This is a genomic window from Mycobacterium sp. SMC-17, assembly GCF_045310915.1.
GTDB lineage: Bacteria > Actinomycetota > Actinomycetes > Mycobacteriales > Mycobacteriaceae > Mycobacterium.
Window position 1 is genome coordinate 1 of sequence record NZ_JBJIAK010000038.1, and the last position, 13,176, is coordinate 13,176.

At 63.2% G+C, this 13,176-nt stretch carries 7 protein-coding genes; 4 read left to right on the forward strand and 3 right to left on the reverse strand.

All coding sequences use genetic code 11. The features are described 5' to 3' along the window. The first annotated feature begins 52 nt into the window (after nucleotides 1-52). The 4 genes from ACJH7A_RS21445 (at nucleotide 53) to ACJH7A_RS21460 (ending at nucleotide 6,340) form a co-directional block, all read left to right on the forward strand. Nucleotides 53-799 carry a DNA polymerase domain-containing protein gene (locus ACJH7A_RS21445; protein WP_406802657.1) on the forward strand — a complete coding sequence of 249 codons (747 nt, stop codon included), beginning with the start codon at nucleotides 53-55 and terminating at the stop codon, nucleotides 797-799. Nucleotides 800-1,036: 237 nt separating this feature from the next. Beyond that, nucleotides 1,037-2,722, forward strand: coding sequence for an ATP-dependent nuclease (locus tag ACJH7A_RS21450; protein ID WP_406802658.1), 1,686 nt, complete (start codon nucleotides 1,037-1,039; stop codon nucleotides 2,720-2,722). A 148-nt stretch (nucleotides 2,723-2,870) separates the two neighbouring features. After that, on the forward strand, nucleotides 2,871-4,367 hold the full coding sequence (locus tag ACJH7A_RS21455; protein WP_406802659.1) for an ATP-binding protein: 1,497 nt from the start codon (nucleotides 2,871-2,873) through the stop codon (nucleotides 4,365-4,367). Next, the gene (locus ACJH7A_RS21460) at nucleotides 4,364-6,340 is read left to right on the forward strand and encodes a Druantia anti-phage system protein DruA (RefSeq protein ID WP_406802660.1); all 1,977 of its coding nucleotides are present in this window, start codon (nucleotides 4,364-4,366) and stop codon (nucleotides 6,338-6,340) included. Before ACJH7A_RS21455 ends, ACJH7A_RS21460 begins: the two co-directional genes overlap by 4 nt. Here the strand turns inward: ACJH7A_RS21460 and ACJH7A_RS21465 are convergent, their stop codons facing one another. Genes ACJH7A_RS21465 through ACJH7A_RS21475 form a run of 3 tightly spaced genes read right to left on the reverse strand, consistent with a single transcriptional unit; the run spans nucleotide 6,341 to nucleotide 13,175 of the window. After that, nucleotides 6,341-7,627 (reverse strand): PD-(D/E)XK nuclease family protein, encoded by a 1,287-nt coding sequence (locus ACJH7A_RS21465; protein WP_406802661.1) that lies wholly within the window; start codon nucleotides 7,625-7,627, stop codon nucleotides 6,341-6,343. Further along, nucleotides 7,615-9,213, reverse strand: coding sequence for a DUF1998 domain-containing protein (locus ACJH7A_RS21470; protein WP_406802662.1), 1,599 nt, complete (start codon nucleotides 9,211-9,213; stop codon nucleotides 7,615-7,617). Before ACJH7A_RS21470 ends, ACJH7A_RS21465 begins: the two co-directional genes overlap by 13 nt. After that, complete coding sequence (locus tag ACJH7A_RS21475) at nucleotides 9,210-13,175, reverse strand: DEAD/DEAH box helicase (protein WP_406802663.1); 3,966 nt, start codon at nucleotides 13,173-13,175, stop codon at nucleotides 9,210-9,212. Before ACJH7A_RS21475 ends, ACJH7A_RS21470 begins: the two co-directional genes overlap by 4 nt. Nucleotide 13,176 lies beyond the last annotated feature (1 nt).

Sequence of the window (13,176 nt, forward strand, 5' to 3'; positions counted from 1 at the left end):
TACTATTCCCAACTCGTGACCGGTAGACCGGCCGGATCACAGAAACCTGAGGGTGCATGAAACCCGGGACGGTTCAGTGCTTGCCTGGTGCGCTCAGATGGGAACAATCACGTTTCACCCGTGGCCAGTACGACGGACAGATGATCCAGGTTCTGTTGATAGGCCGGACGAGTTGCGGATTGATCTCGACCCCCAGCCCGGAATTCCGTTCACAGAGGTAGTTCGAGTGGCGCTGGCCGCTCGCGACTTGCTGAGCGAAGTCGGGATGACTGGTTACTGCAAGACTTCAGGCGGACGAGGTGTCCACGTCTACGTGCGGATAAGGCCTGATTGGGGATTCGACGACGTACGTCATGCGGCCATCGCCTTCGGCCGGGAGTTGGAGCGGCGCGATAAGGGAGTAACCACCGAATGGTGGAAGGAACTTCGCGGCAACAGAGTGTTCGTTGACTACAACCAGAACTGTCGAGATCGGACGATCGCTTCAGCTTGGTCGCCGCGGGCGCGCCCTGGCGCTCCTGTCTCGACGCCGGTGGCGTGGGAAGATCTGGAAAAGACTGACGATCCAAGCGTTTTCAACATTACGACCGTGCCAGAACGTTTCAGTGAGATAGGTGATCCGTGGTTAGGTATCGACGAAAAACAGTTTTCGCTTGGTCCACTACTGAGGCTCTGGGAGTCGGATCCGGTCGAAAAGAACTTTCCCCCTGACTACCCGAAAATGCCTGGGGAACCTCCGCGCGTACAGCCTAGTAAAAAGGTATCGGCGAACTGGGATGCAGATGGCAACCACCTTTGAGTGATCCTTAAACGGAATTGTCGCTTCACGATACGAGGGCGGCGCGGCCGACCGGCCAATTTGTTCGACATCAATTACGCCAGCGGGAGGCATGAGGTGAAAGCGATTCGGTTTGACAAACACGCGGAGCGTTGCTGCGCGAGGTGGAGGCGCACACGATGCGGTCACCGGCACGGATCACCCCGATAGTGTAAAGAGGTGCGTTTACTCCGGGTGCATCTTTATGGGTATCGATCGGTGGAGTTCCTCGACTTCGAAGTCGGGCCCTTCACAGTTCTCTTCGGGAAGAACAACGTCGGCAAAACCAACGTGCTTGAAGCGTGGCTCGGCATGCTGAACCCCGGGCAGGCCAGAGTTGTGCGTGGGACCCCTCAACGTCTCGACGACGGGCCTTCCGGCGCGTTGTACGTTCAACTGGAACCTGGATTGTCCTTCGATGACCGGGTATTGAAGGTGGCATCTCAAGCAACAGGCTTCGCCGCACCCGATCGAATCGCATTTACCGGTGAGGGACTGCTCCTAGCTGACCCGTTCGACTACGCCGATGACGGCATAGTGCACTGCTCGCATTGGCAAGGCGAGACAATCGAGGGTCCTAACGTTCACGCGGTCAACATGGACTGGGACTTCGAGGACCTCCACACCCGCGTCGAGACGAAGATCGAACACCTCGCGTCCACGCTGCTCACGGGACGCGTGGAATCGGTTTGGTTGGAGTCCGTCGAGGACTCATTCGCCTACCGGCTCCATCCTGAAACGCAACGCCTTCTAGAGCAATTCAGTTCGCTGGCAACGGATCTGCTCCCGGACTTCGTGGACGGGGGCATCAACGCGTTTATTAAGGTGCCGGGCGCCTGGGGCAAGTCGAAGATCTCCATCGAGTACGTACAACGCGGACAGGGCCAGTGTTCGGACGAGGTTGACACCGCCGGACACGGCGCCGCTCGATGGATCGCGGCCGCCTGCCAACTAGCGCTGCATCTTATGGAGAACTTTCCGGACATTCGAACACTGCATGATGCCGGCTTCAAGGGTTTCTCTGGCCATGTGCTGATAATCGACGAGCCCGAAGCTCACCTGCATCCCTCAGCAGTCGAGAGCGTCGTCCGCTGGTGTCAACGCGTGGTCTCCCACGGATTCAACGTCGTGGTGGCGTCACACCACGACGAGTTTCTCCGAGCCCCCAGCGAAGATGTCACGCTCGTTCACATCACGAGGGACGAAGACTTGATTGAAACCTGGGCGCGCACCCTCACCGCGGCCGATACCCGCCAACTCCAGGAACTTGCGGCCGATGTGGGGGTTCACCCTGCTACGGCACTGTCACTGAATCGGGGGATCCTGTTCGTTGAGGGTCCATTGGACGTGGCGGTTTTGGATGAGTACGCCGGCGGAAAGTTGGACGCCGCCGGCGTCAAGCTCATACCAATCCATGGGACAAAGAACCTCGAAGGTCTCATCTCCGCCGAGTTGGTCACGAACCTCGGGATCAAGTACGGAATCCTTACCGACGCGACGATTACGGCCACAATGAGGGATCGTTCCGGAAATAAGAGGTCGTCCGAGGAGCGGAAAATACTCCGAATACTGCAGAGAGCCGAGGAGGAGGGTCTACCGACGCCGGCGGTGTTTGGCGTGCCGGAGGCAGATCTACTGTTCTGTTTGCCGCCACAAGCGATTAGTGACTACCTCGGGCGACCGTTCCCGGAATGGAAGGCCCTCGTCAACGAGTGTCGAAGCGTGTTAGGCAAGGGGCCATCGGAGTCGGTCAACTGGAAGACATACGCCAACGAGAGGTACGGGCTCCCGCTTACGACTCCGGGCGGTGTGAGAACAATCGTACGCAACCTCGACCTGGCCCGGATCGAGTTCCCATCGATTAACGCAGTCGTCGCCCAAATAGTGAACTGGGCCGCCAGCTGAGCGCCGGTGAGGCATCGCACGTTACATCTCGCGAGTAGGGCGACGATTGGGTCCCACACTCGCGCAAACGATCTGAGCCCTCTACCGTCTGCCGTTTCTCTGACGGCGCGGCTTCCCAGATAGATGCCCGGCGAGCTACTCTGGGATTGTGCAGTCAGGCAGCCGCCCCTCCGCTCAGCGCCGTCGCGACCCGCGTGGTGACACCGACCTCGTCGTCGCCAGTAACTTCATTCGTGCAGTTCGGGACTCTGGATACGTCAGCATGTCCACCGCCTTGGCCGAACTCGTGGATAACTCGCTGCAGGCGAGTGCTACATCCATAGCCATTACGATCGGACGTCCTGATTCGGGCGACCTGCCGGAAATCAACGTCGTTGACAACGGACTCGGTATGAGCCGTGCCGAACTGGAAACCTGCTTGCGATTCGGTGGCACGGGCCGCTTCGACAGCCGCGAGTCGTTCGGTCGGTTCGGAATGGGGTTGCCAGCGGCGTCTCTCAGTCAGTCCCGACGGATCGAGGTGACCGCCTGGCAGGCGGGACGGACGCCACAGACGGTCCGGCTCGACGTTGACGATGTCGTCAACGGCGTGCCGGCCGGATTGCGACCACGACGATCTGGAATGCAGACCACTAGCCCCAACGGTTGCATCGTTTCGTGGCAGCGCTGTGATCGCGTTGAGTATCAGAGACTCGCATGGCTCGAGCGTGCACTTCATCGCGACCTTGGCCGCGTGTTCCGGCGGTTTTTGGACGCTGGCGTGTCCATTTCGATCAACGGCACACGGGTGAAATCTCGCGATCCGTTGCTCCTGCGCAGGACCGTCGACGGGCACAGTGCGGCACTTGCGTTCGAGCCAACACGATACGAATTGGCGACGGCAGCGGGAGGTACCTCGTTCGTCGAGGTTCGTTTCAGCTTGTTGCCCGTTGCAGCATGGCATCGCCTGGACAACGCCACGAAGCGACGGACAGACATCGTAGGCGGCGGCGGGGTATCGATAATGCGGGCCGGTCGCGAGATCGCGTTCGGATGGCACCTCATGGGCGGCAAGCGCAAGGAGAATTACGACGACTGGTGGCGCTGCGAAATCGAGTTCGAGCCGGATCTCGACGAACACTTCGGGTTAACGATCAACAAGCAGGGGATACGACCGTCGAGTCAGCTCAGAGAGGCTCTTGAACCCCAACTCGAATCCGCGGCGCGTTCACTAAACGCCCGCGTCAGACAGGAATTCGAGGACATCAAGTTCCGCGCGGCGACCGCCGTGTCCTGCCGGATCGCCGAGGCTACCGACCCCCATTTGCCGGTAATCACTCATGCTCGCCGGAGGAAGTCGGGCAATGGCGGACTGTCCTATCGGTTGACGTCAACCGCATTGCCGTCGGAGACGATGCTGTCCACGCGCCTGGACGACGGAATCCTAGAGGTAACGCTGAACGTCGACCACCCGGCCTACGCGGCGCTCTACGGGCCATTACAGAGTCTCGCCGACGGATCCGCCGAAAATCCCCTTCGCACTGCGATCGAATTGCTCATTCTGTCGTTCGCGCGCAGTCACCTCTCCAGCGGAGGGCATGCAGATCAGACCGACCTTCTGGCAATTTGGAGCGACACGTACGCGAGGATGCTCCAGAGAATATGACCGAACCCAAGTATCTGCCCCTGGCCCTTCCCCGGGGCGCATCACGCCGTGAGCGCACCGGTTTCAAACAACTGTGTGCTCTGCTAGCGAGCACCCCACGCGCGCAGATCGCCGGACGCGATCACGCGTGGTGGATCGGTGCCGCCGGGCTCGGCGACCTCTACGACCGGCCCTACCTGGCCGCCGCAGCCCACACCGCGATTGATCTGATCGACCAAGGTTGGAAGGTCGACGTCGACAAGTTTGGTGCCTTGTTCTCGCCGCCGGTGGTGGGCGCGGACCGGGAAGCGGAAAAGGCGAGGGTTCGCACTCAGGAGCATCTTCGTCGCGACCTACAACTGCGTAAGCCAAGCGTGCGCCGCTTCGTTGAGCGAATGGAGCGCGCGCGCCTGCACGACGGACGACTAGTATCCGTGTTCAACCTGATGCGCGACGGCCGTGAGCTTGCCGCGGCGCTCAGTAATGCCGAGACCCCCGCAAGCGTGATCCAGCCGTACGTGCAGATCGTCGACGGCGGGAGTTGCGAATACACCGGGTTGGCATTGCAGGATGTTTGGCGGTATTTCAGACACACCTGGTCGAATGCGTATGCGACGGTTCCGGGACGCTCAATGCAGGTGCTCGTTCGCGACGCTGCCACCGAATTCCACGCGGTCATCGGCATCGCGGCGATTTCGAGTCCGGTGGTGCAGATCGCCGAACGCGATCGCTGGATCGGTTGGGAAACCGATCAGTTCGTCGCCGAGGTAGACCGTCAGCCCTCAGCGGCGGTGGCGAGATGGCTCCGACGGCGCATCAAGACCCACCTTGAGGAGATCTACATCGTGGACCTTCTCCGAGACGGGGTCATACAGCACGCGGACCTGTGGACGCCAAACCCCGAGGTGATAGCTCGACTGCGTGCGGACGCCGAACGCCACCGCCGTCGGCACCACCGCAACAGCGTCGTGCGTCACATCAAGAACATCGGCATCGGCGAGTGGGCCGCTCGCGCAGAGACGGATCTCTTCCGCAGCAAGCGGTCGACGGCTTTGGCAGACACCCTCGAAGCCGCGCAGGCCCTCGCTCCCTACTTAGAACCCCGCGCCACCATTCGGGGCCTTACCGACGCGCTAGCCGACCCGAAAGCCAAGGCCCAGATCCGCAAGCTGGTGCGGCGCGCCCGCGGCGAGCGCGTTGGAACTGTAATTGCGGACCTGACCGTGTGCGGCGCCGTCGCGCCGTACAACGCGTTAGCCGCGGGCAAGTTGGTGGGCGCACTGGCCGTATCGCCGACCGTGCTGCAGGCTTACAACCGCAAGTACGGACGCCCCAGCGAGATCGCCTCGGCGATGGCCGGTCGACCCGTTGTGCGAGAGACGCGCCTCGCCTTCATTGGGACTACCTCGCTGTACGGCACGGGTTCGAGTCAGTACAACCGGCTGTTCTGGCCACAGGAAGTCATGGGAGGACCAGCCGGCGAGCGGATGGGTTTCGTCGAACTGGGCCGATCCCGCTCCTTCGGTACGTCTCACGTCAGCGACGAGACCACTGATGCCCTGGTCCGGCTGTCCTCGTTAACCGGTGGCACAGTGCGCGTGAACAGTCTGTTCGGTGAAGGAGTAAGCCCGCGGCTGCGCAAGGTACGGATCGGACTGTCCACGCTGGGCTGGCCAGCCAACGAACTCCTCAAGCACGGTCGGGAACGCATCGTTTACGGAGTGCCGCTCGTCCGTAACCTCAAGCTCTACGCCCTCGGCGTCGAATGCGAACCGGACTACCTCGTTGACGTCGACATGCCGGATGCGGACGAGCAAGTGGGTCGGTGGTGGTTCCAGCGATGGGGATTGCCCCGCGCGCAGCAGCCGAAGGTCATCGCTGACATCCGAACTCACCGCACCGTGATGCCGATCAGACACGGTGCGCGCGTTCCCCTTCCGGACGACGACACGCTGCTCGAATTGCCCTACGCCGAGGATGCCGGGGAACTCTGATCAGTCCGCGGCCGGGGCGGCGCGTGGTCCGTTGACCGGTTCGACGCGGCGGAACACCTCCGCGCTAGCGGACATGTACGCAACGGTGATATCACCATCGGTATCGGGGTCGGTATGCGCCCGTAGTCCCAGAATCCGCACGGTATCACCGTCCTTGAGCGCCGCCGATGCTGGCGTGGTTCGCAGCAGAAGCAGACGTCGCCCCGTCCCTGGGGACAGCATCCAGCGACTATTCACTCCGTTTGGCGGGCCGACGACCGCCTCGAGATCGAACCACGCACCGTCGGGAACCTCTGTCGGATCCGCGGCCACGTCCTGCCAGTACGTGTCGCACAGCTGCCGTACGTGACAGAGCGCGCATCCCTCGGGACTCGGTACGGCCGTAGGCACGTCGTCCTCTTCGGCACGGTCCGCCGCCGCGATTCGGTCTATGATCTCCCTTTTCTGTGCGTGGAGTTCATCGGCGCTCGGCCCGATCAACGACACATCCACACGGGGATAGGACACGACGAGTTCGGTCGCCGGGATCCCCGCAGGGTTGGCGGTGCGGTCCAGGCTCCACATCAATGCGTACATCTGCACCTGCTCGATGTGACCGGCATCTTCGACGCCGGTCTTGTAATCGACGATGCGGGCGTGGGAATCGGTCACGACGATTAGGTCCACTTGACCGTGCAGCCGCACCCCTTCGGCGGTTAATGGCACCTCCGGGTGCGCCCCCGTCGGGAGGGGGCGACGCCGAGGCGGTCTCGGCAGACCGTATTCGCCACCGTGTTCGCTTGGTGCGGCGGGCGGGTTCGCTGCGAACGTCAGCCGACTGAGGTGCTCCTGGACCTGTGCGCGTCCATCGGCCACGCGGGCGCCGAGATCGCGAGTGAGCCGCCGTCGCCGCTCGGCATCGATGCGGGGGTTGTCCATCAATCGCTCGAGCCGTCGGGCCAGCGAGCGCTCGACGACCGCGGTGAGGCCGTTCAAGCCACGGAGAACTCCGATCGCGGCAGGGCCGGTCGCCGACCGGCACCCGTGGTCGGCCAAGGCCGTGACGATCGTTTCGAGCGCATCGTGGATCACGTCGCCCATTAGAGCCGCGGTGGTGGGGAGCCGCGGATAGCCTCGGCCGCCCCACAGGTCCGGATAACGGGCGCGGGAGAGCGCGTACTTGCGCGGGCAGGCTTCGACCTCCTTGAGCGCCGAGTAACTCCAGTTCGACGGCGGTGCCGGCAGCAGCGCTTGTGATGCGGCGACGCCCGTCTTATATACGCGCCTGGACTCTCCTAGCTCAGCCACTGCAGAACCTGTTGGCTAGCGAAGGGCAGGTTGCGTGCGACGACCATAGCGTCGATGGGATGGACAGGCACACTGCCGAATTCCATGGCGTCGGTGAGCGCCTCAGAGGACAGCATGGTCTGGCTTAGTGGGCTGTGAACGGCGAAGATCCACCGTTGCACCCCGCGCTCGGCCAACACCGGCGCCACGACGTCACCGATGCCCTCGATGTGGATGGTCGCGTTGCGTGTAAAGGTAACTCCGTCCACCAGTCGGCCGTCGAGATCAGCGAATAACTGGTCAGCGGCACGCCCAAGGCGCGCCGTATCGAGGTTAGGCGGTGTTCCGTCGAGGAGGTATCGGAGCAGGCTCGCGCCAACCCTGCGGTCGAGCAGCCCGTGTTCGAATCGGTTGCGAAACGACCGCAGGCAGCGGTAGCACGACTCGTCACAGTCTGCCGGGCACTGCTCCAGTCGTGCCAGCGTGTCCTCGTACAGGACTCGGTCGAGTGTGCTCAAACGCCTCGTGAAGCCGGCTCCGCCGGGAAGGGTGTCGTAGAGGTATATCTCCGCCTCCAGGCCGTTGCCGGCGTTCTGGGTGAGCGCGGGACGGAACTCCGCTTGAATCTCGGCCGCCTCGATCTCCAGTCGGTCGGTCGCGGCGATCGTCAGCGCCTCGGCAATGGTCCGCAGCGCTACCTGGGTGGAGAGCAGTTCGGGTCTCAGGGTCAGCGGCGGTTCTACGCTGAGTCGGACGAGGAGGACATCCGAGACGAAATCGGTGCCGAGCACCAGTCCGTGGGTGGAGCGCGACCCCGGGCAATCAGGTTCCTCGTCGGGATAGGGCTTGCGGTGGGTGCCGTTTACCTCCCCCGTCGCGCTTGCGGTCGGTTCGATAAGACCGCAGATGGTGCAGTAGCTGTAACCTTCCCCGCGGGGTCCGGTATTGGTGACCAACAACGTATCCCGCCGATATGTTTGCTCAAGGCGGTCGGTGATATGGGTCCAGTCACTCGCGTCGGAAGGACCCTCGGCGACCAGCTTTGCGCGGGTGGCATAGCTCGGCTCCGGAACGTCGTCAGGGCTGGTGCCGGGGTCCTTGGTTACCGGATGCGCGAAACCGGGTGGCCGCATCCAGTTCATCGCTTTACCGAATCTGCCCTCTGCTCCGCACGCGGGACAGTCGATCTCGTCGCCGCGCTGCGCCTGATCCTGTCGGACGTGGCGCGCGTAGCGGCACACCTGGCATTCGAAGTAAAGTGACCGGTCACGCCAAGCTCGGGCACGTTCAGTGAAGAACGGCGAATAAATCGCCCCCGAGGTCCACTCCCGACCGTCGATCCAAACCACCTTGCCAGGCGCGTACTGCGTCAGCGCGACGGTCAGACCCTGGGTCGGTGCGTAGAGGTACTCCACATTAAATCGCCCGGAACTCTCCCGGTCGAACACATGAAATCCAACGACGTCGGTGGGAAAGGCGTACCGCGGGAGGACGCCCCTGTAGAGCAGCCGATCAAGAAGGTTCTCGGTACTGCGGCTCACATGGGGCGCCTCAGCGGAGTCCTCAGCCGGTTGGTCGACCGGATCGCTCGCCGCGTCCTCGCTCACTGTGGCACTCCGTTCACGTCGTTGGCAGCGTCGTCGCCGCCCTGATCCAAGGCAGCGTCGAGGTCGGTCAGCGTGCGTGACACGATCCCGTCCAGCACGGCTCGGCGATTCCCCTCCGCGAGTTCACCGGGTAACCAGGCGTCGATGTCGGCGCGCAGGCCCTCCTTGTGCGTGCGTAGCCACTCCTCAAAGTCAGTGCGGTTCAACGGCGATGTGGTGCCAACAAACTGGCGAACCGTTCCCAGCACCTCGAACAACTGCCGCTGCTCATCAGGGGCGATGTCCGGCAGACGATCCCGCAGATATCGCTGCAGCAGGTAGGCCACCACGTGGCGGCGGGCGATCTCGTCGTTATCCATCGTGAGCACCGGGTCGTCGACTTCGCCACGGATCATCTGATCAGGCGTTCGGAAATAATGGTCGTCATGGGTGTCGGCACTTCCGAACGCCAGCACCGTTGCGACGGCGTTACCCCGGCGACCGGCCCGGCCCGCGCGCTGCTGGTAATTCGCCCGTGACGGCGGCATGTTCCGAAGTGCGACTCCCGACAGGGTGCCGATATCGATCCCAACCTCCATCGTCGTCGTGCAGGACAGCACGTCGATCGCCGACCGCGACGATCCACCGGGCCCCGGCAGAGCGAGGTCCACGTCCTGGAATAACAGTTCGTATTCCTCGGCTTTTGAGAACACCGCGTTCGAGTGCGCAGCGTTGAGCTGCGCTGTGTGCTCGGCGGCGATGATGTTCATTGGTGGTTCGGGCGGATCGCTCAGCGCGCGTATCGAACTGGCGCGGTAGTAGCCCTTGCGTGCGTGGAACACCGGATCGGTCTCAGGGTCCAGCACCCGCACCTCATCGGCGCGGCAGCTGACGCAGCGCACGGTCCCTGGATACGGACGCTGTGTGTGGCGGCAGCGTTCGCAGTAGCCCCACTGTCCACCAGTCAGCAAGGCGACCCTTGTTGCCAGCAGGCGGAAGGTGTTAGTGCCCTGTGGTTCACAGAACGTCGCCAGCAGAGTCGGCAGCCACGATCGTCGGAACGCGTTCTTATTGGGTGTGGATTGCAGCCATCTGTCCACCACTGTGAATCGGCCCCCGTGAGGCCTGACGCCGCCCGGGGTGTTCACCCAATCGCCGTTCATCCCCGGTATCCACACTCCGCGTCCCGGAAGGCACCATTGCGCCAGCCACAGCCGCACCAACGCACGCTTGGACTCGTCGGTGTCGGCGATTCCCGCGATGGACGGAAGTTGCGGGAACAGCGTGTCGGCGAGGTTTTCGCGCTCGGCGATCGACGCCAAACCAAGCGAGGACAAGCCGTAGTAGCGATCGGTCAACGTGTCGTAGATCGTCCTCAACAACGACTGCGGCGGATGCGCGTTGACCATAAGCAGTTCCTGACGCGCGTCGGCGTCTCCGTCAAGGGCCCCGCGCCCGATCGCCGCGCCGACCTCGTCGAGTGCGTGCATGGACTCACCGGGCAACAGTTCAGGTCGCAGCCGCACGTTAAGTCGCCGCGCTCCCACCATGACTGCCAGGAACAGCCGGTCCAGAGCTAACTGCCGACTGACGCCGGGCAGCGCGGCGAGTTCGCTCCACCCACGCAGGACCAGCGGGCGGATGACGTCGCGCATCGCGTACTTCTGCAGGTTCGGTGCCAGCCGCGCGGCGACTTGCCGAGAGTCGGAGAACGCCAGAACCTTACGTCCGCGTAGCGGGGCGAACACCGAGTAAGGCTGCGCCCCGGGCGGTTGCACCTCGATCTGACGTGTAATCAACGCCTGGAATGGTTGGTCGCCCTTTGTCTGATGGTCCTGCACCGCGGACCGACGACCTGCCGACCGCCCGCAAACGCCACATGGCTTGAACTCTCCATTGGCCTCACCCTGATCGTCACCGTCGGCATCGTCGACGGCCTCACCACTACGTTGTCGCGGCAGAAAAACACCACGCATGCGTGGGCCTTCACGGTCTGGATTGAGCCGTCCCGTAACGAGATTGAGTTCGGCAGGCTCCACATCGCCGGTCGCGGGGCGCTCGAGCAACAGGTCTAGGGGATGCAGAAGTGGGATCGACCCCGATACCGACTGGAACTCCCCTCCCGGCTCATGCCAGAGGTAAGTCGGCTCCACGACGTCGTCGGTGTACCCCCGCGCATAGGCCGACCCGCAGTGCCGGCAGGTGTACAGCTCGAACACCCTGGCGCCGCAGTCACATGTGGCCCGCGGCTGCGCGTAAAGCGCACCCACCGGGCTTGGATTGGGGTGAAGCTCGCGATCAACCGATGTGCAGTCGGGGTCCAGGCAGGCCCACAGTCCCGGGAGCCCCCGATAAAACGCATGCACCCGGCACGGCAGCAGACCCGCGTCGTCGGCGGATCGGCGCGCCGCGCTGCCCAACGCCACGAGTGTCGAGGCCGCGCGGTCTGCTGACGCGGAGTCCAGTTCGGGGAAGAGGGCGGCCCCAAGTTCATGGACGGGTTGCGCCCTCCGCATCGTCTCGTTGACAAGCAGTCCCAACGGGCCGAAAGCGTCGAGCGCTTCGTAGAGCAGTTCACCGACGGTCCGGTGAGGGTCGAGCGCGACGCCGCAGTGGGTAAGCAAACTGCTAACCGCCGCCTGACGGTCACCGTCGGTCTCCGCGTCAAAAAACTGCTGGAGCGAAACGGCGTTGAGCGCATCGGCATTGGCGGCGTCGCCAACGTCGGCATGGGGTCGAAGGGCCAACGTGCCTCGGACGGTGATGAAGTCGTCAACTGACTTGCCGCTGAGTTGCGCGGCGAACTCGCGTGCGTAGTCCGGGCTGTTGAAGCTGGCGCTTGTGCAGATCACTTGCAGGCGCTGCGCGTCGATGCCGAGGCGAGAGCGCAGCCGCCGCAGAAGCAGCGCGACTTCCGCTCCGGCTGCGCCGCGGTACAGATGGGCTTCGTCGATGATCAGCAGGAAACGTTCGGCCGGATTGTCTGCCAGCCACCGCTGCGTCTCGTCGAACACCGGGCGCTCCAACGGCCGCATCATCATGTATTCGAGCATCGAATAGTTAGTGATCAGCACATCCGGGGGTGTCTGCAGGACCTCGTGGCGGGTCAGCAGTTCCGGGTCGCCGGGCTGGAGGACCGCGCGGATGAACTCACCGGAGTTGTTCTGCCAGTGGCTGCCCTTCCTGCCATACCACTGCTTCAGATCTGGTTTGGCAGGCCACTTGCCCTTTGCGATGAGCGTGTCCTTCAAAGTGACAGCCTGGGCGTGCCACGGCGAGGTCGGGTCAGCGGCCTGGTCGATCAGGTAAATGTAGAAGTCCTCGATCGCCGCGAGACGCCGCTGATCCTTGGACACTGTTCGGACGCCCGGATACAGCGTTCGACTCGTGTACCGCGCGAACCGGGCCGGTCGGTCGGCCCACGCCGCGAAACGGGCGACGACGCGGGGATCGCCGAGCAACAGGCGAAGTCGACCGAGTTGATCGTTCACCAGGGCGTTCATGGGGTACAGGATCAGGGTCCGGACTCCCGGCTGCGCGAAGGAATCAGGCCGATTGGCCGCCTCGGTGGCCAATTTGGCCAGCATCGGCAGCAGGAACGACTCGGTCTTCCCGGACCCCGTGCCGGTGGTGATCGCCAGACTGTAGCCATCGCGCACCGCACGCTCGAGTGCCTCTGACTGATGGGTGTAGGGCGGATCGAACAGAATCCGAGGAAGCGGCCCGGCTGGCACCGACAGTTCTCGCAACAGGCTCTTGGCGGCGTCATCGATATCCACTTGGTCGAACGTCCGGCCCGTCTGGTAGCGCGGCGTGCTCTCGAAGAACGGCGTTCGGAACAGCACACCCTCCTCGCCCAACAACAGGCGGCGTTGATCAATCAGAGTTGGATGGCTGATGTGGTAAGTCGCCTCAATGTAATCGCTTAGCGCCGACTGGATTTCGGACACCGTCTCGGCGATCGTGCGAGCTGGGGCGTTCACG